The 22,249-nt window shown below is 38.5% G+C and carries 21 protein-coding genes; 18 read left to right on the top strand and 3 right to left on the bottom strand.

What is annotated here, in order from left to right:
• The first annotated feature begins 91 nt into the window (after window positions 1-91).
• Window positions 92-619 (top strand): competence protein ComK, encoded by a 528-nt coding sequence (locus ACIQXF_RS10435; RefSeq protein WP_402782544.1) that lies wholly within the window; start codon window positions 92-94, stop codon window positions 617-619.
• 212 nt (window positions 620-831) lie between these two features.
• Window positions 832-1,936, top strand: a protein-coding gene (gene prfB, locus ACIQXF_RS10430) for a peptide chain release factor 2 (RefSeq protein WP_402782541.1) whose coding sequence is annotated in 2 segments (ribosomal slippage) — window positions 832-906 and window positions 908-1,936 — 1,104 coding nt in all. Because the reading frame shifts where the segments join, the coding sequence is not laid out codon by codon here.
• 72 nt (window positions 1,937-2,008) lie between these two features.
• Here the strand turns inward: prfB and ACIQXF_RS10425 are convergent.
• Window positions 2,009-2,518 carry a competence protein ComK gene (locus ACIQXF_RS10425; RefSeq protein WP_402782538.1) on the bottom strand — a complete coding sequence of 170 codons (510 nt, stop codon included), beginning with the start codon at window positions 2,516-2,518 and terminating at the stop codon, window positions 2,009-2,011.
• A gap of 227 nt (window positions 2,519-2,745) precedes the next feature.
• Between ACIQXF_RS10425 and ACIQXF_RS10420 the strand changes: the two genes are divergently transcribed.
• The 13 genes from ACIQXF_RS10420 to ACIQXF_RS10360 all read left to right on the top strand — a co-directional run bounded on the left by ACIQXF_RS10420 (window position 2,746) and on the right by ACIQXF_RS10360 (window position 19,043).
• The gene (locus ACIQXF_RS10420) at window positions 2,746-2,988 is read left to right on the top strand and encodes an IDEAL domain-containing protein (protein WP_402782535.1); all 243 of its coding nucleotides are present in this window, start codon (window positions 2,746-2,748) and stop codon (window positions 2,986-2,988) included.
• Between the two features lie 778 nt (window positions 2,989-3,766).
• Entirely contained in the window at window positions 3,767-5,746 is a 1,980-nt protein-coding gene (gene uvrB / locus ACIQXF_RS10415; RefSeq protein ID WP_402782532.1) for an excinuclease ABC subunit UvrB, read from the top strand.
• 6 nt (window positions 5,747-5,752) lie between these two features.
• Entirely contained in the window at window positions 5,753-8,617 is a 2,865-nt protein-coding gene (uvrA, locus tag ACIQXF_RS10410; RefSeq protein ID WP_402782529.1) for an excinuclease ABC subunit UvrA, read from the top strand.
• A 519-nt stretch (window positions 8,618-9,136) separates the two neighbouring features.
• Complete coding sequence (locus ACIQXF_RS10405) at window positions 9,137-10,324, top strand: DUF4097 family beta strand repeat-containing protein (RefSeq protein WP_402782526.1); 1,188 nt, start codon at window positions 9,137-9,139, stop codon at window positions 10,322-10,324.
• Window positions 10,325-10,639: 315 nt separating this feature from the next.
• Entirely contained in the window at window positions 10,640-11,326 is a 687-nt protein-coding gene (ftsE, locus tag ACIQXF_RS10400; protein WP_402782523.1) for a cell division ATP-binding protein FtsE, read from the top strand.
• The gene (ftsX, locus tag ACIQXF_RS10395; RefSeq protein ID WP_402782520.1) at window positions 11,316-12,200 is read left to right on the top strand and encodes a permease-like cell division protein FtsX; all 885 of its coding nucleotides are present in this window, start codon (window positions 11,316-11,318) and stop codon (window positions 12,198-12,200) included. The genes ftsE and ftsX overlap by 11 nt, the downstream gene beginning before the upstream one ends.
• A 407-nt stretch (window positions 12,201-12,607) precedes the next feature.
• On the top strand, window positions 12,608-13,906 hold the full coding sequence (locus ACIQXF_RS10390) for a murein hydrolase activator EnvC family protein (protein ID WP_402782517.1): 1,299 nt from the start codon (window positions 12,608-12,610) through the stop codon (window positions 13,904-13,906).
• Between the two features lie 106 nt (window positions 13,907-14,012).
• Window positions 14,013-14,141 (top strand): hypothetical protein, encoded by a 129-nt coding sequence (locus ACIQXF_RS10385; RefSeq protein ID WP_402782514.1) that lies wholly within the window; start codon window positions 14,013-14,015, stop codon window positions 14,139-14,141.
• 244 nt (window positions 14,142-14,385) lie between these two features.
• Window positions 14,386-15,021, top strand: a complete 636-nt coding sequence (locus ACIQXF_RS10380; RefSeq protein WP_402782511.1) for a hypothetical protein — start codon at window positions 14,386-14,388, stop codon at window positions 15,019-15,021.
• Window positions 15,022-15,057: 36 nt separating this feature from the next.
• The gene (locus ACIQXF_RS10375; RefSeq protein WP_402782508.1) at window positions 15,058-15,648 is read left to right on the top strand and encodes a peroxiredoxin family protein; all 591 of its coding nucleotides are present in this window, start codon (window positions 15,058-15,060) and stop codon (window positions 15,646-15,648) included.
• Window positions 15,649-16,009: 361 nt separating this feature from the next.
• Window positions 16,010-17,455 (top strand): S41 family peptidase, encoded by a 1,446-nt coding sequence (locus tag ACIQXF_RS10370; protein ID WP_402782505.1) that lies wholly within the window; start codon window positions 16,010-16,012, stop codon window positions 17,453-17,455.
• Between the two features lie 167 nt (window positions 17,456-17,622).
• Entirely contained in the window at window positions 17,623-18,804 is a 1,182-nt protein-coding gene (locus tag ACIQXF_RS10365; protein ID WP_402782502.1) for a PDZ domain-containing protein, read from the top strand.
• Window positions 18,804-19,043, top strand: a complete 240-nt coding sequence (locus tag ACIQXF_RS10360) for a DUF2198 family protein (RefSeq protein WP_402782660.1) — start codon at window positions 18,804-18,806, stop codon at window positions 19,041-19,043. The genes ACIQXF_RS10365 and ACIQXF_RS10360 overlap by 1 nt, the downstream gene beginning before the upstream one ends.
• A gap of 52 nt (window positions 19,044-19,095) precedes the next feature.
• Here ACIQXF_RS10360 and ACIQXF_RS10355 read toward each other — a convergent pair whose 3' ends face one another.
• Window positions 19,096-19,422, bottom strand: coding sequence for an AzlD domain-containing protein (locus ACIQXF_RS10355; protein WP_402782499.1), 327 nt, complete (start codon window positions 19,420-19,422; stop codon window positions 19,096-19,098).
• Entirely contained in the window at window positions 19,419-20,150 is a 732-nt protein-coding gene (locus ACIQXF_RS10350; RefSeq protein WP_402782496.1) for an AzlC family ABC transporter permease, read from the bottom strand. Before ACIQXF_RS10350 ends, ACIQXF_RS10355 begins: the two co-directional genes overlap by 4 nt.
• Before the next feature lie 124 nt (window positions 20,151-20,274).
• Between ACIQXF_RS10350 and ACIQXF_RS10345 the strand changes: the two genes are divergently transcribed.
• The 3 genes from ACIQXF_RS10345 to ACIQXF_RS10335 are packed head-to-tail and all read left to right on the top strand — an operon-like array spanning window position 20,275 to window position 22,052.
• The gene (locus ACIQXF_RS10345; RefSeq protein WP_402782493.1) at window positions 20,275-20,826 is read left to right on the top strand and encodes a helix-turn-helix domain-containing protein; all 552 of its coding nucleotides are present in this window, start codon (window positions 20,275-20,277) and stop codon (window positions 20,824-20,826) included.
• Window positions 20,827-20,837: 11 nt separating this feature from the next.
• A complete protein-coding gene (locus ACIQXF_RS10340) occupies window positions 20,838-21,461 on the top strand; it encodes a TVP38/TMEM64 family protein (RefSeq protein ID WP_402782490.1) in 624 nt (207 codons plus the stop codon).
• A 45-nt stretch (window positions 21,462-21,506) separates the two neighbouring features.
• The gene (locus ACIQXF_RS10335; RefSeq protein WP_402782487.1) at window positions 21,507-22,052 is read left to right on the top strand and encodes a hypothetical protein; all 546 of its coding nucleotides are present in this window, start codon (window positions 21,507-21,509) and stop codon (window positions 22,050-22,052) included.
• The last annotated feature ends 197 nt before the right edge of the window (window positions 22,053-22,249 follow it).

Here is a 22,249-nt window from a genome sequence, read left to right as displayed (position 1 = left end):
AAGACACCTGTTTAGAATATACCGTTTATTTTTTAAGTATATTCCTTGTCGCTGCTGAAAAGAATCGAAAAATTCACAAGGAGGAATAGGGATGCATAAAAATGACATTATGAGTACTGAAACGATGCTGTATATGCCAGTGTATGATGCCTTTGGAAACTTGTGTACACGTGTAATAGAAAGGGATTGTCAATATATTTCAAGATTAGCGCCGACAAAATTAATGGACTTTAATCTACGTTATTTTGGTTCTAGTTTAAGAGGAGCCTTCGATGGATCAAAGATGATACTGGGGAAACTGAATAAAAATCCAATAGTTGTTCATGAGCAATGTGATATCGTATGGTTCCCAAGTAAGTCCCCGCTGCACCCAGCATGTATCTGGTTCGCTGTTCACCATATTGAGGACTATCAAGCTGTAGATAAACAGAGGACAATCCTCACATTTATGAATGGTAAGAAAATCATTGTGGATGTAAGTGTGAAAGCATTGGACTATCGAATTCAAAGTGCTTTTTTATTAAAGTATAAAATGGAAAAACGGACGAAGCATTTACTAGTTCAATATGATCGCGTTAGAGTGGCAAGCCGTTGTTCCATGTTTGAGGATGAAGCTTAAGGTAAATAATTGACACACTAATTCGTTATGTGATTTGTTAAAAAAGTATGTTTTCCGACATAAAAACGTTATAATAAAAAGATACGGGGCTTACAAAAAGTAGAGATTTAGGCATTCTGATTTCATATATTGATTTTGAACTTATAAAGGAATGTGTGAAGCTTACAGTTATTTTCAAGTTTGCCCCATTAATAATGTTCGGAGGATTAACCATGATTGAATTAGCAGATGTACGTAACGCGTTAGACACTTCAGCCAAAAAATTGGCGGATTTTAGGAGGTCTCTTTGACTTAGAAAACAAAGAGGCACGCATACAGGAATTAGATGAAATGATGCTGGAGCCAGGCTTCTGGGATGATCAACAAGGTGCACAAGTTGTCATCAATGAAGGTAACGGCTTAAAGGCAATTGTAAATGAATATAAAGATTTATTAGAAACACACGAGAACTTAGATATGACACTTGAGCTTTTGCGAGAAGAGCCCGATGAGGAATTACAAGGAGAACTAGGCAAAGAGCTAGTAGAATTTCAGCAAAAAATGGGTGATTTTGAGCTACAATTACTATTGAGTGGTCCATATGATCAAAACAATGCAATATTAGAGCTTCACCCAGGAGCAGGTGGTACGGAATCTCAGGATTGGGGGTCAATGCTCCTTCGTATGTACACACGTTGGGCAGAGAAACGTGGCTTTAAAGTGGAAACGGTTGACTATTTACCAGGCGATGAAGCTGGTATTAAATCAGTAACATTGTCCATCAAGGGTCATAATGCTTACGGTTATTTACAGGCAGAAAAAGGTGTTCACCGTTTAGTCCGTATTTCTCCATTTGACTCTTCTGGTCGCCGTCATACTTCATTCGTTTCTTGTGATGTTATGCCTGAATTCGATGACAATATCGAAATTGATATTCGTACAGAGGATTTAAAAATTGATACGTATCGTGCGACAGGTGCGGGTGGTCAGCATATTAATACAACAGATTCGGCTGTTCGTATTACGCATACTCCAACAGGGACTGTTGTGCAATGTCAGGCAGAGCGTTCGCAAATTAAAAACCGTGAAAAAGCAATGACGATGTTAAAAGGGAAATTATATCAATTGGAGCTTGATAAGCAGCAGGCTCAGCTAAATGAAATTCGTGGTGAACAGAAGGAAATTGGCTGGGGATCACAAATTCGCTCCTATGTCTTCCATCCATATTCAATGGTGAAGGATCATCGTACAAATGAAGAAACAGGTAATGTAGGAGCAGTGATGGATGGCGACTTAGATCCATTTATTAATGCATACTTACGTTCAAAAATTGGGTAAATGAAATGACCCCCTTAGAGGCACAATGAATTTGTGCTTCTGAGGGGGGTTTTTTAGTGCTAGCAATCTACATCAAAATGGTGGATGATACGGGGCGTCTTGACTAATCTGCTTACGTTCATTCATGTAATGCTTATATAGCATCGATGCATTGACAAATTGCTTACTAATCGAAGCATATTGAATGGGTAGTTCAATTTGTTTATCGTTTTTCAGCGTAACGACACAGCCCATTTCACTCGGAACAATATTGGAAATGGCATGAAGCCCAATCCAAATATTATGGATGGAGTTTGGCGAATAAGTTGGTAGAAAAATGCAAGGGAAACCATAATCATAAGCGACAACGATTGGAAGTTTGTGTTGATTGCCAAAAAAGCGTTTGGCGGAGTGTTTAGCTGCTTCATAGGTTGTTCCTAGTGATATACAAGATTTACGTAGAACATGCATAGGCTTGCGAGTCACGATAAGCTCATTATGTTTGTCGATAACCCGCGTGAAAACTTTGGAACCGTCCTGAATTGGCTGAAGTAAATAGGTGTTGAAAGACATTAAATATCCGTTTACATAGTTTGCTGACATATAAGTAGGGCCTCCTTTTTCTATTTATCATTTGCATTGTAAAACATAAAATTAAAATCTAAAAATATAGATAAAAAGTGAAATCTATGGATAATTCAAGCAAATGCCTAGGGAATTTGCTTAAAATTACACGAGATTAATAGTAGATCAACATGATCTTCAGTTCTTAAGCATTGCATTTTAATCTCAATTTTCATATAATTTAGAAAAGGATCGAGGTGAGATCGTTGGATAAATATTATTCGTATACAGATTTTCTAAAAGCCGTTGGTCAGTCGAAGAAAGTTGATGAGGCAGAGAAATTATTGAACGAGATTTATTTAGATTTATTTTTAAATCATATCCAGCGTATGCATCGTGAAGAGCAGCTCATGGTTCTGATAGATAGAGCACTCGATGAAAAAGATGAAAAGGCTTTTCATCTATACGCAGCTGAACTAGAAGCATTACACCAAGTAGCAAGTGAATAATATGACGAACCCGCTCTCAAGTTATTGGAGGGCGGGATTTTTTTGCTATGTTCTCTAAAAGATGGTGATAGGTGTTGACCCAAGGAATCCGTCTGTAGAGCCGACTATCTCAGAGACCTGAGCACGATCGAAGAGAAGAAGAGCGAAAATCACATGACCTGAGCGAAAACGGAGAAAAGCAGAGCGAAATATTCCCTGACCCGAGCGGAAATGGAGCAAAGCAGAGCGAAAATCCCCCTGACCTGAGCGAAAATAGAGAGAAGCAGAGCGAAAATCCCCATGACCTGAGCGAAAGTGGAGAGAAGCAGAGCGAAAATCCCCCTGATCCGAGCGAAAGTGGAGCAAAGCAGAGCGAAAATCCCCATGACCCGAGCGAAAATGGAAAAAAAGCAGAGCGTCCCCCCTCTGACCCGAGCAATCCCAAAGGACGCAACCCAAGTGAGCAATCCCTCATCAAATATCAAAAACCCCTGGGCTAATGCATTTACAACATCCCGTCTTAGTTAGCTAATATTTGGAAAGGATAGTCTATAGGTAGATCTTCCCCTTACCAACTGTAATATAATCATGTAAGGAATTTTCAGCTTTTTATTACTCTGAGTGTTGATTATGTGAATCGGCTTTATTTAGGTACTTTGGCACATATGTTCTGACGGAATCTATCTCATTTTAATAAATGATAAAATATTTACAAACATTCGTTCGTTAAATGTTCGAAATTTTACTACTGCTATGCTAAAATATATGTACAAATTGGAAGGAAAGGACGGGGACATGTGTGCAAACATTTGATTTACAAGCGCCATATAAGCCTAATGGGGATCAGCCACAGGCAATTGCGGAATTAGTGGAGGGTGTACATGCAGGTAAACGTCATCAAACATTGCTCGGTGCAACAGGAACTGGAAAAACGTATACGATTTCTAATGTCATTCAGCAAGTAAAAAAACCGACACTGATCATGGCACACAATAAAACATTAGCAGGTCAATTATATAGTGAATTTAAAGAGTTCTTCCCTAATAATGCAGTTGAATACTTTGTCAGCTACTATGATTACTTTCAGCCAGAGGCCTATGTTCCACAGACTGATACTTATATTGAAAAAGATTCAAGCATAAATGATGAAATTGATAAGTTACGTCACTCTGCAACATCTGCATTATTTGAGCGTGAGGATGTCATTATTATTGCATCCGTGTCCTGTATATATGGTCTAGGTTCTCCAGAAGAATATCGTGAAATGGTCGTGTCAGTGCGTACTGGCATGGAAATTGAACGTAATCAATTACTGCGAAAACTGGTGGATATACAGTACGAGCGTAATGATGTGAGTTTTACGCGTGGGACATTTAGGGTACGTGGAGATGTAGTGGAAATTTTCCCAGCATCCCGTGATGAACAGTGTATTCGTGTGGAGTTTTTCGGAGACGAGATTGATCGCATTCGTGAGGTGGATGCGCTAACTGGTGAAATTTTAGCGGATCGGGATCATGTAGCTATTTTCCCAGCATCCCACTTCGTTACGCGAGAAGAGAAAATGCGAATCGCCATTGAAAATATTGAAAAAGAGTTGGAGGAGCGGCTTGCTCTCCTACGTGCAGAAGATAAATTATTAGAGGCACAACGTTTAGAGCAGCGCACTCGCTATGATTTAGAAATGATGCGAGAAATGGGCTTTTGCTCAGGAATCGAAAACTATTCTCGTCATTTAACATTGCGTGAGGCAGGAGCAACACCATATACGTTACTAGATTATTTCCCTGATGACTTTTTACTTGTTGTCGATGAAAGTCATGTGACATTGCCTCAAGTTAGAGGAATGTACAATGGTGACCAGGCCCGTAAAGGTGTGCTAGTAGAACATGGCTTCCGTTTGCCATCAGCGTTAGATAATAGACCTTTACGTTTTGAAGAATATGAGAAACATATTCATCAAGCCATTTATGTATCAGCAACACCAGGCCCGTATGAGCTTGAGCATACTCCAGAAATGGTAGAGCAAATTATTCGTCCGACGGGGCTGCTTGATCCACTAATTGACGTTCGCCCAATTGAAGGACAAATAGATGATTTAATCGATGAAATTCACGAACGTATTGCTCAAAATGAACGGGTATTAGTTACAACGCTGACGAAAAAAATGTCAGAGGATTTAAGCGCCTATTTGAAAGAAATGGGCTTAAAGGTGGAATACTTACATTCAGAAATAAAGACGCTGGAGCGAATTGAAATTATTCGTGAGCTTCGCAAAGGTACTTATGATGTTCTTATTGGTATTAATCTATTGAGAGAAGGGCTAGATATTCCTGAAGTTTCCCTTGTGGCGATTTTGGATGCTGATAAGGAAGGGTTTTTACGTTCAGAGCGTTCACTCATTCAAACAATTGGTCGTGCCGCACGTAATGCCAATGGACATGTCATTATGTATGCAGATAATGTAACTGACTCGATGAAAAAGGCCATTGAAGAAACGAAACGTCGTCGTTCAATACAAATGGCGTATAACGAAGAACATGGAATTACACCGAAAACAATTGTCAAGAAAATACCTGATGTTATTCGTGCAACACAGGTGGCAGAGGAAGAAGAGTCCTATGTAACGAAGGCTACAAAAGGTAAAAAGCTAACAAAGGCAGAAAAAGAGCAATTACTTGCTTCACTAGAAGTAGAAATGAAGGAAGCAGCGAAAGCGCTAGATTTCGAACGTGCTGCTGAGCTGCGCGATACAATATTTGAATTGAAGGCAGAAGGGTGAATGGCTGTGAAAAATACTGAAATCGTCGTGCAGGGCGCACGCGCACATAATTTAAAAAATATCAATGTCACAATTCCACGTGATCAACTAGTAGTGTTAACAGGTTTATCAGGCTCAGGGAAATCATCATTAGCGTTTGATACGATTTATGCTGAGGGGCAACGTCGTTACGTAGAGTCACTTTCTGCCTATGCTCGTCAATTCCTTGGACAAATGGACAAACCAGATGTTGATGCGATTGAGGGGTTATCCCCTGCTATTTCAATCGATCAAAAAACGACGAGCCGTAACCCGCGTTCTACAGTTGGTACAGTTACAGAAATCTATGATTATTTACGGTTGTTATATGCGCGTATCGGTAAGCCTATTTGTCCTAATCATGGCATAGAAATTACTTCCCAAACGATTGAGCAAATGGTTGATCGTCTATTGTCTTATCCCGAAAGAACAAAAATGCAGTTGCTTGCACCAATGGTATCTGGTCGTAAAGGAACGCACGTAAAACTACTTGAGGATTTAAAAAAACAAGGCTTTGTTCGAGTGCGTATCGACGGTGAGCTACGTGATTTAGATGATGCCATTGATCTTGATAAAAACAAAAAGCATTCAATAGAAGTAGTCATCGATCGTGTTGTGATGAAGGAAGGTGTCGCGGCACGTCTTAGTGATTCCTTAGAGACAGCATTACGTTTGGCAGAGGGGCGTGTACTTGTCGATGTGATGGAGCATGAGGAATTATTATTTAGTGAGCATCATGCCTGTCCATTATGTGGATTTTCAATCGGTGAGCTAGAACCTCGTATGTTTTCATTTAACAGTCCATTTGGAGCTTGCCCAAGCTGTGATGGCTTAGGTTCTACTCAAGAGGTAGATCTTGATTTGGTAGTACCAGATTGGGATCGTAGTTTATTAGAGCATGCTATAGCACCGTGGGAACCTACAAGTTCACAATATTATCCGCAGTTATTAAAGGCGGTATGTGATCATTATGATATTCCGATGGATGTGCCTGTAAAGGATCTTCCGAAAGACAAGATGGATAAAATTTTATATGGTTCTGGTAAAGATAAAATCCACTTCCATTATGAAAATGAGTTTGGCAATGTACGAGATCAAATGATTGAATTTGAAGGTGTTGTGCGTAATGTGGAGCGTCGCTTTAAGGAGACAACTTCAGATTATGTTCGTGAACAAATGGAAAAATATATGGCGCAGCAAGCATGTCCGTCTTGTAAAGGTTACCGCTTAAAGCCTGAAACTTTAGCTGTGAAAATTGCAGATAAGCATATTGGTGAAGTAACACAGTATTCGATTCAAGAAGCTGATACATTTTTCAAAGAGCTGGATTTATCAGAAAAAGATATGCAAATTGCTCGACTAGTCTTAAGGGAAATTGAAGAACGACTTGGTTTCCTTGTTAATGTTGGATTAGATTATTTAACATTAAGTCGAGCTGCTGGGACACTTTCAGGGGGAGAAGCTCAACGAATTCGCCTTGCGACACAAATAGGATCGCGTTTAACGGGTGTGCTCTATATTTTAGATGAGCCATCTATCGGCTTGCATCAACGTGATAATGATCGCCTTATTAGTACATTGCAAAATATGCGTGATATAGGCAATACCCTTATTGTTGTTGAGCATGATGAAGATACAATGCTGGCGGCAGATTATCTTATTGATGTTGGCCCAGGTGCAGGTGTACATGGTGGCCAAATTGTAGCAGCAGGAACGCCACAGGAAGTAATGGATAATGACAAGTCTTTGACAGGGCAATATTTAAGTGGTAAGAAGTTCATTCCTCTACCAATCGAGCGACGCAAGCCGAATGGTCGCAAATTATCGATTAAGGGAGCTAAGGAAAATAATCTCCAAAATGTGAAGGTAGATGTACCACTTGGATTATTCGTTGCCGTAACTGGGGTTTCTGGATCAGGTAAATCAACGCTTATTAATGAAATTTTATATAAATCATTGGCTCAAAAGCTAAATCGTTCAAAAGTAAAGCCTGGCGAACATAAAGAAGTAACGGGAATTGAAGAGCTTGAAAAGGTTATTGATATTGACCAATCGCCAATCGGTCGAACACCTCGCTCTAATCCTGCTACGTATACAGGCGTTTTTGATGATATTCGAGACGTTTTTGCAGCAACTAATGAGGCAAAGGTACGTGGCTATAAAAAAGGTCGCTTTAGCTTCAACGTTAAGGGTGGTCGCTGTGAAGCTTGTCGCGGTGACGGTATTATAAAAATTGAAATGCATTTCCTACCAGATGTTTATGTACCATGTGAGGTTTGTCATGGAAAACGATATAACCGTGAAACGTTGGAAGTGAAGTATAAAGATAAAAGCATTGCGGATATTTTAGATATGACTATTGAAAATGCAGTGGTGTTCTTCGAAAATATTCCGAAAATCCAGCGTAAGCTACAAACAATCGTGGATGTAGGATTAGGCTATATGAAATTAGGACAACCTGCCACAACCTTATCTGGTGGTGAGGCACAGCGTGTAAAATTAGCCTCTGAATTACACCGCCGTTCAACAGGGAAATCATTCTATATTTTAGATGAGCCGACAACAGGCTTACATGCTGATGATATCGCTCGTTTACTCGTTGTGTTACAGCGCCTTGTAGAAAATGGTGATTCGGTGCTAGTTATCGAGCATAATTTAGATGTCATCAAAACTGCAGACTACATTATCGATTTAGGGCCAGAGGGCGGCGACAAAGGTGGTACTATTGTGGCGACAGGAACACCTGAAGAGGTCGTAGAGGTAAGTGGCTCTTATACAGGAAAATACTTAAAGCCAATATTGACAAGAGATCGTATGCGTATGGAGGCTGCTTTAGCAAAGGCTTCTCAATAAAGTGAAACGTAATCAGTGGGGTTTTTTCCCCACTGATTATTATTTAACCAAGGAATCTTGTACATATAAATAACTGCCCGTTATAATTGAATCCTTAAAGTTCGCTATTTATTTGCGAACTTTTTTATTTGCGCATGAACTATGGGGGCAAGTTCTTCCCCTTACCCGATTCTTTGGAAGGGGTATGTCTATAAAAATTAAAGTTGTGCGATAAAACGTGAAAGTGTTTCGATAAAATTCAAAAATTGTGCGATAAAACGTGAAAGTGTGTCGATAAATTCAAAAATTGGGCGATAAATTGTAAAAATGTTTCGATAAATTTCAAAAGTTGGATGACATTATGTTAAAACGTATGACATGTGGATAAGTTGATTGTAGCAACAATGAAGCGGTTCGACGCTCGCCCGCAGCGGAAATCGGCGTCTAAAAAGATAACCCAATATTTTCACTTTTTGGGTGAAACTTTTCACAAAATGAATCGTATAAATAGTATAACGAACTGAGGGAGGCTATTTAATTATGCAAAATGAACGTCAACGAATTTTAGAACTTGTGGAAAAGGGAACAATTTCAGCGCAAGAGGCGATTTTATTACTAGAAGCATTGGACCAACCTAGCAAGTCCACTCAACATGTTATGAATGATGTGTCAAATGAGAGCGAGCATTCCTCAACAGAAGAGTCATTATTTAAAGAAAATCCCAAAGATAAACAAAAAGAAAAAGACGATGATTTTACAAAATATTTTCAAGATGAAATGCGAGATTTTCGTAAAGATTTAACACAGATTGGTTCACTCTTTATGGATATGATGAATACAGCAGTGAAAAAAGTAAAAGAATTTGATGTATCATCTCCGTTTGGTGATAAAGTAGAGTTTACACATACGGAAGAAGTTGCAGCGGAAAATGTAGAAAATGTAATTGTTGAATTACCGAATGGCAATTTTTCATTAGAATCTACTGAAGGGGATAGTTTCCAAGTCCTTTGTAAGGTAAAGGCGCCACGTGTTAATGACAGTGAAGAGGAAACACGTACTCATTTCTTAGAACAGTTTGTTGTGAAGGAAGAAGAAGGCTCACTACGAATTTTAAATCAACAAAAGCTTGTACAAGTAAATGTCAAAGTACTCGTGCCAAAGGAAAAATTAGAAAAATTATCGGTTCGTTTAATGAACGGTAGTGTTTCTTTACAAGATACGGAGTTTGGGCAATTAAAAGTAAAAACATTAAATGGTGCTATTAAGGGCTCTAAGTTTAATTTTGGAAAAGCAGAAGTGGATTCTTCAAATGGGTCGATTGAATTAACAAATGTTCGTGGTAAAGATTTAGAAGCTGAAACATTAAATGGGCGTGTATATTTAGATGGCGCGTTGGATGAAGTCGAAGCGAAATCGGTCAATGGACATGTTGTTGTCACAACTTGCTCCACGAATTCATCAAAAATCAAAGCTCAAACAGTAGCAGGAGCTGTTGAATTGTATGTACCACGGACAATATCTTTAAGCGGAAAGATTGTGACGAATTTTGGTAAAGTCGATGTAGGGATTCAAGATGCTTCAAAAATTGAATCACAAGATCAATTCTTATCAAAAGTAGTACGTTTTGATAAAGAAGTAGAGGATGCTAATCGTCTATTTATCGAAGGTGAATCTAAAACAGGTTCAGTTTTAGTACGCTATACAACAACTGACGAGCAACATATTTAAGTGACAAAAGCATTCAGGCTATGCTAAACGGCGTAGCTTAAATGCTTTTTGTTGCTTTAACTTCTAGAAAACAGAAATCGACTTCCTATCAGCTGGGTCGATTTCTGTTTTCTTTAATTTCGAGTTTTATCGTGCACTAACTGGCAGTTCCAAACCGAAAGCTCGATTGGTGTAGATTTGACATTGGTAATGAAAGAACGAATTAGTAGGAACTGCCACGTATTGAAATGAAAATGTAATAAAAAAACAGAAATAGAGTGCTATAATAGAAAATGAAATACCTCTTACAAGGTAAGAGATTTAGGTGGTTTAAATATGATAGAAATGAAAAATGTGACAAAGAAGTACTCAAATGGCGTTGTTGCGACAAATGGTATTTCCGTTAACATAAAGCAAGGTGAATTTGTCTATGTTGTTGGTCCAAGTGGTGCTGGTAAATCAACATTCATTAAATTAATGTACCGCGAGGAAAGAGCAACATCAGGAGAAATCATTGTAAATGGCATAGATTTAGCAACATTAAAAAATAAGAAGGTACCTTTTTTGCGTCGACAACTTGGCGTTGTTTTCCAGGACTTCAAACTATTACCTCGTTTGAATGTTTATGAAAATGTGGCGTTTGCTTTAGAAGTAATTGAGGAGGATCCCGTAGAAATCCGTCGCCGAGTAATGGAAGTTTTAGAGCTTGTAGGGCTAAAACATAAAGCAAGAATGTTCCCAAATGAGCTTTCAGGGGGCGAACAGCAACGTGTTTCGATTGCACGTTCTATTGTCAATGTTCCGAAAGTCGTTATTGCAGACGAACCTACAGGGAATCTTGATCCTGAGACATCATGGGAAATCATGAACTTATTTGAAGAAATTAATGCAAGAGGTACAACAATTGTAATGGCAACCCATAACCGTGAAATTGTGAATACGATTCGTCGTCGAGTAATAGCGATTGAAGGCGGAATGATTGTCCGTGATGAGCACGGAGGTGAATACGGCTATGAAGTTTAGTACGGTAAAACGTCATTTCCGAGAAAGTGTAAAGTCGCTTGGTCGTAATAGCTGGATGACTATTGCCTCAGTAAGTGCGGTTACAGTTACATTGATTTTAGTAGGCGTTTTTGCGCTGATAATGATGAACTTAAATAAAGTAGCATCTGATTTAGAGAACGATGTTGAAATTAAAGTGTTAATTGATGAAACAGCTGATCAAGCTGCTGAAAAAGTGCTCATCGAAAAAATAAAGAAATTGCCAGATATCGCAGAGATGAAGTATTCGACAAAGGAAGATGAGTTAAATAAATTAGTAAAAGATTTTGGGGACGATTTTAAGCTATTTGAGCAAAGTAACCCATTACGTAATGTTATTTATGTGAAGGCTTCAAATCCGCAGCAAACAGCTACTGTCGCGAAGAAGATTGATAAATTTGAGTATACATATGATGTTATGTATGGAGAAGGTAAAGTAGAAAAGCTTTTCAACTTCTTAAATATTAGCCGTAATGTAGGTATAGTGCTTATTTTAGGATTATTATTTACTGCAATTTTCTTAATTTCTAACACAATTCGAATTACGATTATTGCACGTCGTGATGAAATAGAAATTATGAAACTTGTAGGTGCAACGAATTCATTCGTGCGTATTCCATTCTTATTAGAAGGAATGTGGCTCGGAATATTAGGATCTATTATTCCGATTGCGGTTGTCACAACCCTTTACCACAATATATATAAAATTATTGCGCCTCGATTAAAAGGCGAGCTTGTTCAAGTACTTGATTTCTCACCTCTTGTGTACCAAGTAAGCGGTCTACTATTACTCATTGGGGTACTAATCGGTATTTGGGGAAGTTTCATGTCAGTACGTAAGTTTTTAAAAATTTAGCTTTTGTTAATAAAAAATTAAGAGGATGTCAGGGAAAAAAATCTTCTGGCAAACCTAGAGTACTACTATATGTTGAAAGTACAAGGATTACCCTTATCTCTAATATGGTGTGCTTAACTGAAATTTAGAAATGAATGGTTCTACATCGAACGTTTGGGATGATTAATTGTAATAAAGGCAGACGCCTCCTTGGAACTGTCCTAGATGAGACTCTGAAACGAGCGTAGTAACAAGAACGAAGGCGAAAAACATCACGTCCTGTGATCATTTATCGGTCCGTTTGATAGGAGTGCCATGCCTTCGTTGACAAACCTCGTGTTGAACTCATTAGACACCCATAGAAACGTACAACCATCAACCCTAATAAGGTGATAGACTAAAATAAAAGTCGAAGGGGAGTTCAACAGGTGAAAAGTAAGACAAACAACACAATCAAAACACTTGCGGCAGTATCCGCACTATTCCTTTTTATCCAAACTCCATCAGCGTATGCAACTAATTTATCGGATTTAAAAGAAGAAAAAAAACAAGTCGAATCAAAGAAAAATGAATTAAATTCATCCATTAAAAATAAGACGAATGCAATTACTGCAAATCAAGATAAGCAACAACAACTATTAGATCAAATTCAAACATTAAACGCTGAAATCGACAAGACCAATGGTAATATTAAAAATGTTTTAGAAGATATTCGTTCAACAAATGAAGAAATTAAGTCTTTAGAGGATTCTATCACAGAGCTTCTGCACAAAATTGAAGAGCGTGATTTATTGTTACAGGAACGTGCCCGTGCTATTCAGGCAGGTGGATCCGTTAGTTATTTAGATGTACTACTTGGTTCTAATAGCTTCGTAGATTTTATCGATCGCTTCTCCGCTGTTAATGCATTACTCGAAGCAGATCGTCAAATTATCCGCGATCAAAAAGAGGACAAGCAAAAATTAGAGGAACAAAAGCAAGTTTTAGAAAGTAAACGCCAAAAGCTTGAAGAAAAGAAAGCTGAGCTTGACCGTTTAAAAGCATCGTTGGATGGACAGAAAGCAGAGAAAAATAAACTAGTAGATCAATTAGAAAAAGAGCAAGAAAAATTAAAATCAGAGAAAGTATTACTTGAAAAAGAATATTCCGAAGCTCTTGAAATTAGTGATGAATTACAGCAAAAAATCATTAATGAGCAAAATCGTTTAGCGGAGATTGCCCGTCAGCAAGAAGCGAAACGTAAGGCAGCTGCTGCCGCGGCAGCTAAAAATAATAATGGTGGTGGTGGATCATCAACTGTCAACGCACCACAATCAGATGGTACGTGGATTAAACCTACAAATGGTCGTCTAACATCACCATATGGTTGGCGTAATATTGGTGCAGGTCCAGAGTTCCACTACGGAGTCGATCTAGCCAACAGTACTGGTACGCCAATTTGGGCGGCTTCTGACGGTGTTGTATCCTATGCTGCACCACTTAGCTCATATGGGAATGTTGTTATCATTACACATTCTATCGACGGTCAAATCTATACGACGGTATATGCACACTTAAGTTCCTTCAACGTTAGTGTTGGTTCAGAAGTATCCCAAGGTCAGCAAATTGCTGCAATGGGCTCCACTGGACGTTCAACAGGACCGCACTTACACTTTGAAGTGCATAATGGCCCTTGGCGTGGACAAGCAGTTGGTAGTGTTAATCCATTGAAATATATTCCGTTGTAAAAAATATTAAAAGCTATACATTAGGATTCAGCTAATGTATAGCTTTTTTTAGTTAAGTCAGTCTGAGCCTGTAGAAATATAAGTGACGGATAGAAGAGACGAAGTGATGGATAGAACCAGCAAAGTGACGGATAGAAGAGACGAAATGACGGATAGAACCAACAAAGTAACGGATAGAACCGACGAAATGACCGATAGAACGTCATTAATGGAGCGGCAGTCATCGGAACTTTAGATAGGTACCTTGAACTTGGCACTGTTTTGGTAGATAATTGAAAAAGTTATTGGAAAATCCTTTCCTGTTGTGCCAAATTGGATATTCTTAAAATACCTCTGAGGGTATTTCAATTTATTTGCTCATAAAAAGGTTTATTCTTTTAATGTTTGGGAAGATTTTTTGAACACGATGTGAAAAGACAGTTCATATAAAGATTGTATGCTATGCTGTAGCTATCTTTTCTTATGGAGGATTTTATTAGGTGAATAATACGGAATGGTTCTCTATTCGGACATTAACACTACCAGCGGCAGCTGTCGCACTTCTTGTGGCATTTTTCATTGTATGGCTAGTTTTACGGGTGCAATATTCGAAGAAATGGTCGGGGGTATATGGAGATGCAATTTTTACTTTTATTCTTGTTTGGAAATTTAGCGTAATAGTAACTGATTTTAAAGCTGTTATCGCTCAACCGTTTGCACTGCTTTATTTTAATGGTGGTACAGTTGGTGTCTTTTTGGGAGTATTAGCGGTATTGTTACAGCTTTGGTGGAAACAGCCGAAATTGCAGTTTGACGCAACTGGAGTCATAGCCTGTAGCTGGGCAATCATTTTAACACAATCTATTTATCAATGGCTTATGGTGTTGTTAAATGATAATCCGGCCAATAGTGAAGTAATTACATTAGTTGTGCTAAGTGCATTAACAATTTTCATATTATGGAAGGTAACAGCTATCAATTATGCATTAATTTTATATACAATAGGGCTTATAATGGTTACTTATTTTCAGCCACTAGGTTTATGGCAAATGGCTGTAGGTGTTAGCATCATATTACTTATACTAGGTTTATCTATACAGGGTTTTGCAAAAAAATATGAAGCTAATAACTACTGATAAAATACTAAGTACCGGATTTTTGGGAGGTAAGCAATGAAGAAGAAAAATATTGGACTACTGATCGTCGTGTTGTTAGTGGCTGCGATGGTTGGTACATATGTTAAACAACAAATTGATAAGGATCGTGAAATCGAAACGGCTTCACTTGGAGAAGAGATGGACGACCGGGAGATTGGCTTGAAAAATGGAAATACGCCACCAGATTTTACGTTAACAAGCTTGGATGGTAAAAATGTAACATTGAGCGATCTTCGTGGAAAAAAAGTAGTGTTAAATTTCTGGGCGACATGGTGTCCACCTTGTAAGGCTGAAATGCCACATATGCAAAATTATTATGAACAATATGCTAAAAAAGATAATGTGGAAATCGTAGCTGTCAATTTAACATCGGCAGAACGTGATGTAACGGCTGACGCCAAAATTGATACGGTAATGACATTTAGAGATAGTTTCGAAATTACATTCCCAATTGTTCTTGATCCGGAAAATACTGCTGGCTCTGATTATCAAATACTCACAATTCCTACAACCTATTTTATTGATTCAAAAGGATATATTCAGCGTGCTATTAGAGGACCGATGGATGCTGAGATGTTAAAAAGCTATGTAGATGCTTTAGACTAAAAAGATAAAGTGAAATGTGGTGGATTTCCTCATTGCCTATTTATAGTTTTTGCTTTTCTTAAATCTTGAAGAGGGAATCTTGTAACTGATGCTTCCTTCGCTCCCAGTAAAGATAATTAAAAGAATCTGCTCGTTTCAGTTCGTAGAAACGAAGCAGATTTTTTATTTCCTCAACGTGTAAAAATGATAAATTCTCGCTATCCACAATAGAATCCTCGAGGAAAGAAGAAAAAAAGCGCGTGATGTAATCATAAATAGCTTCGAAACAAAAAGCATAGTATTCAACAATTTATTTTGAGGCTTAATCTTGTATGTTTGAAAAATAAACGTCATACAGTAAAAGAGACGGAGGAGGGAAGGTTTGCGCAAAATAATGGCTGGTGTCGGCGTACTTGCTAGTAGTCTATTGTTAGGTAGTGGAATTTATTTTGATTGGTTTAATTTAGGGGACAAAAAGGAGCCAGTCGTCACAGAGAACGGATCAATTAATGAAGCATTGAACTTAATTGAAGAAAAATCCGTATACGATACGAAAAAAGATGTACTGGTGGAGGGGGCACTTCGTGGTATGGCAGACGCTATTAAGGACCCTTACAGCACCTATTATTCAAAGGAAGAGGCGGAGCAACACCGACAAATGTTAGCTGAGGAAAGAGTGGGCATTGGTATTGAGTTAACCGAAAATAACGGGAAATTTATTGTGGTGTCTCCTGTCCGTTCGTCCCCAGCAGAAAAAGCAGGAATGCGCTCTCTCGATGAAATTGTACAAGTTGATGGCGTTCGAGTAGATGGTAAAACGATGAGTGAATTAATGCATTTAATTCAAGGAGAAAAGGGGACAAAAGTTACGATTGTCGTCTATCGTCCAAGTGAAGATAAGCATATTAAAATGACGATGGAACGTGCAGCAATATCTAATAAAACCGTATCAAGTGAAGTAGTGAAAGTAGAAAATACGTCAATAGGATATGTAGAAATCTCGCTCTTTGGTGAGAAAACGGCAAATGAATGGGTTGCTGAAACGAGTAAATTGCTACGCCAAGATATTGAAGGGATAGTTATTGATGTGCGAGATAATCCAGGTGGCTATTTACATAGCGTCGCAGCGCTACTGAGCACGGTATTAGAGGATGGCAAAGTATTTGCGTATATGCAAAATGCTGAAGGTGCTATGAAACCATTAAAAACAGAATCTAAAGGCTTTGAGGAAAAATATTTGCAGACCATGTACAAAATGCCAATCGTTATTTTACAGAATGAAGGCAGTGCATCGGCTAGTGAAGTACTTAGTGGTGCTTTAAAAAGCTGGGGACGTGCATCCCTCGTTGGTGTTAAAAGCTTTGGGAAGGGAACAGTACAAGAATCTTGGTCGTTATCAAATGGTGGAGAGCTTAAACTGTCTACAAATAAATGGCTGACACCAAAACGCGAATGGATTCATGGCCAAGGAATTGAGGCAAATTTAGACATTAAACAAAATGAATTATATGCTTTCCAAATGCATCCACTATCGGGTAAGTATAAAATTGGTGATATGAGTGAGGAAATTTCTTATACACAAAACGCGTTACAAAAACTAGGTTACAAAATTGATCGTTTAGACGGATATTTGGATGAAAAGACGGAAGAGGCTGTTAAGATTTATCGTGAGGACAAGAAATTGAAACAGGCAGAGGATAATATTTATATGGATACAACCTTCTTTAATAGCTTAAATGAAACACTGAAAGGGTATAAAGAAGACCGTCAAAATGATTTACAGTTCCAAATGGCGACAAGCTTTTTAATGCACAATATTGAACAATAAATCACATAATTTTGACTCGCAACATGCATCATTCTAAAACTATGACATCCGCTGAATAAAGATAATAAGAAGAATAGGAAGCTTTCTACTAGTTTGTACTACGCAAGAGTGTAGTCGTTTGATACAATAAATTCATAGTATTTAAGACAGAAACGGCGGGTGTTCGTATGGTTAGTGATATATTAATAGAAATTGTAACAGCGATTGGCCGCTTTTTACTCAACCCATTATTTTATATCGCAATAATATTTGCGATTTTATTAGGTTATATTCGTGTAAAACAAGAGCGAAAATTTTTTAATAGACGTATTATTTGGGGTTGGACAGAGCTAATTGGGCAATGGAAATATGGTTGGCTATATGCCCTTATCATCTCAGTAATAAGTGTTGGAGTAGGTTTAACAGTGCCTAAAGCTTTTCTAATAGTTTTAATAGCCATTTCAACGTTAGCACTATTACTGTTTTTCATGAACGCACTCTCACCCATCTATACAATGGGGCTAGCTACATTAGCGATATGGGCAATGTATCAATACGATTGGACATTTTCTTGGTGGAAGATTTCATTAGAAGGTGTGAATTTATTAGATAGCGCCATAGTAACCATTACCATTCTAACAGGTCTATGTGTGATTGCTGAGGGAATGCTAATTCGTCGAACGACAATGAAGGTAACAACACCTTCTGTCGAAAAAACGAAGCGAGGTATGCAGGCAATTGTCTATCGTTCAAGAAATGTATGGGTATTGCCGATTTTCTTTGTAATGCCTGGAGATATTATTTCTGCAGCATTGCCATATTGGCCGCAATTTACAATTGGCGAGAGTACCTTTGCGCTCGTACTATTTCCAATGGTTATAGGATTTTCGAAGCTTACTAGAAAAGAGTTACCAGCTTTGAAATTGCCGAAGATTGGGCGATCCGTATTAATACTTGGACAGCTTATTTTAATAGGTGGATTGTTAGCATTTTTTGAGCCATTCATCGGTTTTATAACACTGGCCATTGGTGCAGTGAGTCGTATCATTATTTCAATCTACTATGCGATGCAAGATAAAACAGAGATTTATGCAGTAGCACCGAGCTCAAAGGGTGCTATTATTGCGGCGGTGCTTCCAGATTCACCAGCTGAAAAAATGGGCTTACTTGCAGGGGAATGTATTCGTAAAGTAAATGGTCATGCCATTTTTACTGAAAATGAATTATATGAAGCTTTACAATTAAATGCTGCACAGTGTCGTCTTGAGGTGTTAGATCGTAACAATGAAATACGCTTAACACAACATGTTATATACAGTAATGATCATTACCGTATAGGATTATTACTAGCTGAGCCGAGGGATATATGATGGATGTTTTCGGGAAAGTGATGTTAGCGTTATTTTTACCAGCATTACTCGTGTTGTTGTTTACAAGAATTACGTATAATCGCTATGTTGCGTTAATCTTGGCGATTGGGCTTATTGCGGCATCTGTATATGCTGGTTATACTTCCCCGCCAATTATATTTGTTGTCGATGCTTTTTCGTTAACAGTAGGTTTTTGGTTAGCAAGTAAAATGAAAAAAATTAAAGGTTCTGTTTACTAACATAAAAGGTCAGTCCAAAGTGATCGTTTTCTCACTTTTCGGACTGACCTTTTTACATAAAAAATCGTACAGTTGCCATCATGATTACCCCTGCTACAACGGTAATGGATAAGCTCTTTGTCACTAGTGCAATAATAAGTGTTGGCACAAATGTAATAAACACAGGCCAATCGAGCGAAACGATTTTTCCACTCTCTGTATCTAATAAATTTTCAATAACAAGAGCACTCAAAATACAAACAGGGATAAAGCTTAGCCATTTCATTACAACGTCTGGTAGCTTCACAGTACGTACAAATATAAATGGGATAACACGTGGTAGCCAGGTTACAAGTGCACAGCCGATAATGAGCCATACCATAGAAGCTGTAGTCGTCATTTGTCTGTCACCACCCCTATTGTTGCTACAATAACTGTTGCAAGAAGAACGGCTACATGTGATGGTACGATATAAGAGAGACCATACATAATGACAATCATATAGCCGATTAACATTAGATAATGCATGATTTTATTTTTACCAACACTGCTAAGTTGGAGTACAAGAAGTGCAACAAACATTGCAATTAAAGCGAAATCTAAGCCCCATCTTTCTGGGTTTGCCACCCATTGACCTAAAAATGCGCCAGCTACGCATGAAAGAATCCAAAATGAGTAAGCAGTTATATTTAGCCCATCCATCCATTTACCATATAATTTACCTGTTTGCATTTGCTTTGTAACAGCTACACCAAATGTTTCATCCGTTAACAATGTGCCGAAGCCAACATTTCTGAGCATGGAATAGCGCGTAAAATGAGGAGCTATCGTTAAACTCATTAATAAATGACGTAAATTTACGACAAAAATGGTTACAATAATAGCAGAAGCAGGGCTATTTGTTAAAAGAAGTGCACAAAAGATAAATTGTGCAGAGCCTGCATAGATGAGTATAGTTAATAGAGCAATTTCGAGTACTGATAATCCCGAAGCGGAACCTACAACACCGAAAGCAAGTCCTATACTAATATAACCGAGTAAGGTAGGAACACAATCTTTTACGCCTTGTAAAAAGCTATTATTTGGCGTGTTTATGGCTTCATTTCGAAGTCCGGTTGTACTTGTCATAAATAGGTCATCCTTTCTTAAAAATTTCCATGTATACTAATGATGGAATAGTTTGAAAGTTCTTGGTGTTTATTAAAGTATACATATGTCTGATAAAATAAACAATAGAAATTGGTGAATAATAATGGAACAAATGAGCCGAAATTTAGCATTTCAATTAAAGAAGATTCGACAGCAACGTCATTTAAGTTTAGATGATGTTGCTAAGGCTACAGGAGTAAGTAAAGCGCAACTTGCCCAAATTGAAAAGGGGGAGGCGAATCCTACAGTATCGACGATTTGGAAAATTGCTGCAGGGATGCGCATCTCATTTTCTTCACTATTGCAACCACCTACTGCACATTTCATGAAATTTAGCAGTAAGGATGCGCCACATGTTGATGAAGATGAGGGGCGATATCGCGTGTATTCCATTATCCCTTATAATCCAGAGCGTGGCTGGGAATTGTATAAGGTTGAAATGGAGCCTGGTGCTTTTAGCAGGAGTGAAGCACACACAGAAGGGGTAGAAGAAACTGTGACCGTTATTCAGGGACAAGCCATTATTTCTGCTGGGGATATGCATGAATTACTAGATGAGGGGGATACACTAGTATTCTCAGGACATCAGCCCCATGAATATATAAATACTTCGGAAACGTTAACGATTTTGCATGTAATTTTGCAGTATAAATAGAGGTGTGGATTGTGAATGATTGGTTTACTGTAGAAAATATTGAACATATTGCGTCACAATATCGAGCGCTTGGCCCTGTCATGGGTCTACTGTTACCTTTTGTAGAAGCTTTTTTTCCATTTTTACCTTTGGTTGTGTTTGTTGTTGCTAATGCAAGTGCATTTGGCTTCTGGCTAGGTTTTTTACTGTCCTGGGTAGGCTCTTCAGCTGGTTCATATGCTGTATTTTTACTTGTCCGACATTTTGGCAAGCATCCAAAGCTACGATTTATAACAGGCAGTAAAAAGGTAGAGAAGCTGATAAAATGGGTGGATATGAATGGTATAAGTCCGCTATTTGTGTTACTTTGTTTTCCTTTTACACCTTCTGTACTTGTCAACATAGTAGCAGGGCTTTCTCATATTCATAAAAAGTTTTATTTAATTGTCTTAATGGCTGGTAAGTTCGTTATGATTTTAGGAATGAGTGTACTTGGCTATGATTTAAGGTCGTTACTAACAAGCCCTGTAAAACTGATTATAGCGGCTGTTGCGATTATTTTGCTTTGGTGGGTTGGCAAGCTTATAGAGAAACGATTGAATGCACGTGTAGAGCGGGATTTAAAACGAGTGCGAAAATTGACGAAAAATCCATAAGCATGGAAGTTGAATATACACATTTAGCCCCTTGTATCATGTAAAATGAGAGAAGGGGTTTTTATCTTTCATCTTTCACCCCAGGAAAGAGAGTTAATGCTCAGGAAGACCGGCAAAGTGCTCAGGTACACACAAAAAACGCTCAGGAAGCCTGGCAAAGTGCTCGGGTCCAAGCGAAAAACGCTCAGGAAGACTGGCAAAGTGCTCGGGTCCAAGCGAAAAACGCTCAGGAAGACTGGCAAAGTGCTCGGGTCCAAGCGAAAAACGCTCAGGAAGCCCGGCAAAGTGCTCAGGTTCAAGCGAAAAACGCTCAGGAAGACCGGCAAAGCGCTCGGGTCCAAGCGAAAAACGCTCAGGAAGACTGGCAAAGTGCTCGGGTCCAAGCGAAAAACGCTCAGGAAGCCCGGCAAAGTGCTCGGGTCCAAGCGAAAAACGCTCAGGAAGACCGGCAAAGTGCTCGGGTCCAAGCGAAAAACGCTCAGGAAGACTGGCAAAGTGCTCGGGTCCAAGCGAAAAACGCTCAGGAAGACCGGCAAAGTGCTCAGGTCCAAGCGAAAAACGCTCAGGAAGCCCTACATAACACTCTGGTGAAGGAACCTTACAAGCATTTCAAAAGTATGAAAATCATTTAAAACAACTAGGCCAAAATAATATACAAATTTGATTTATCATTTAACTTCTTTCAGCGGGTGTCCAAACATCCGCTGAAATAGATGAATTCAGGCTAAAAACTTCACTTCCTGTGAAAACACCTGAGTGACCAACATCATGTTGTTGCTGTCGCTACG

The sequence above is a fragment of the Lysinibacillus sp. NPDC097231 genome (assembly GCF_044761885.1).
In the GTDB taxonomy this organism is placed as follows: Bacteria; Bacillota; Bacilli; order Bacillales_A; family Planococcaceae; genus Lysinibacillus.
This window is presented reverse-complemented; position numbering and strand designations above follow the sequence as displayed.

Excerpts from the sequence above, each read along its gene's own strand:
- ACIQXF_RS10435 (WP_402782544.1), top strand. The coding sequence starts at position 92 with ATGCATAAAAATGACATTATGAGTACTGAAACGATGCTGTATATGCCA.
- ACIQXF_RS10425 (WP_402782538.1), bottom strand. The coding sequence starts at position 2,518 with ATGTCAGCAAACTATGTAAACGGATATTTAATGTCTTTCAACACCTAT.
- ACIQXF_RS10405 (WP_402782526.1), top strand. The coding sequence starts at position 9,137 with ATGCAAAATGAACGTCAACGAATTTTAGAACTTGTGGAAAAGGGAACA.
- ftsE (WP_402782523.1), top strand. The coding sequence starts at position 10,640 with ATGATAGAAATGAAAAATGTGACAAAGAAGTACTCAAATGGCGTTGTT.
- ftsX (WP_402782520.1), top strand. The coding sequence starts at position 11,316 with ATGAAGTTTAGTACGGTAAAACGTCATTTCCGAGAAAGTGTAAAGTCG.
- ACIQXF_RS10385 (WP_402782514.1), top strand. The coding sequence starts at position 14,013 with ATGGATAGAACCAGCAAAGTGACGGATAGAAGAGACGAAATGACGGAT.
- ACIQXF_RS10375 (WP_402782508.1), top strand. The coding sequence starts at position 15,058 with ATGAAGAAGAAAAATATTGGACTACTGATCGTCGTGTTGTTAGTGGCT.
- ACIQXF_RS10365 (WP_402782502.1), top strand. The coding sequence starts at position 17,623 with ATGGTTAGTGATATATTAATAGAAATTGTAACAGCGATTGGCCGCTTT.
- ACIQXF_RS10360 (WP_402782660.1), top strand. The coding sequence starts at position 18,804 with ATGGATGTTTTCGGGAAAGTGATGTTAGCGTTATTTTTACCAGCATTA.
- ACIQXF_RS10355 (WP_402782499.1), bottom strand. The coding sequence starts at position 19,422 with ATGACGACTACAGCTTCTATGGTATGGCTCATTATCGGCTGTGCACTT.
- ACIQXF_RS10350 (WP_402782496.1), bottom strand. The coding sequence starts at position 20,150 with ATGACAAGTACAACCGGACTTCGAAATGAAGCCATAAACACGCCAAAT.
- ACIQXF_RS10345 (WP_402782493.1), top strand. The coding sequence starts at position 20,275 with ATGGAACAAATGAGCCGAAATTTAGCATTTCAATTAAAGAAGATTCGA.
- ACIQXF_RS10335 (WP_402782487.1), top strand. The coding sequence starts at position 21,507 with ATGAGAGAAGGGGTTTTTATCTTTCATCTTTCACCCCAGGAAAGAGAG.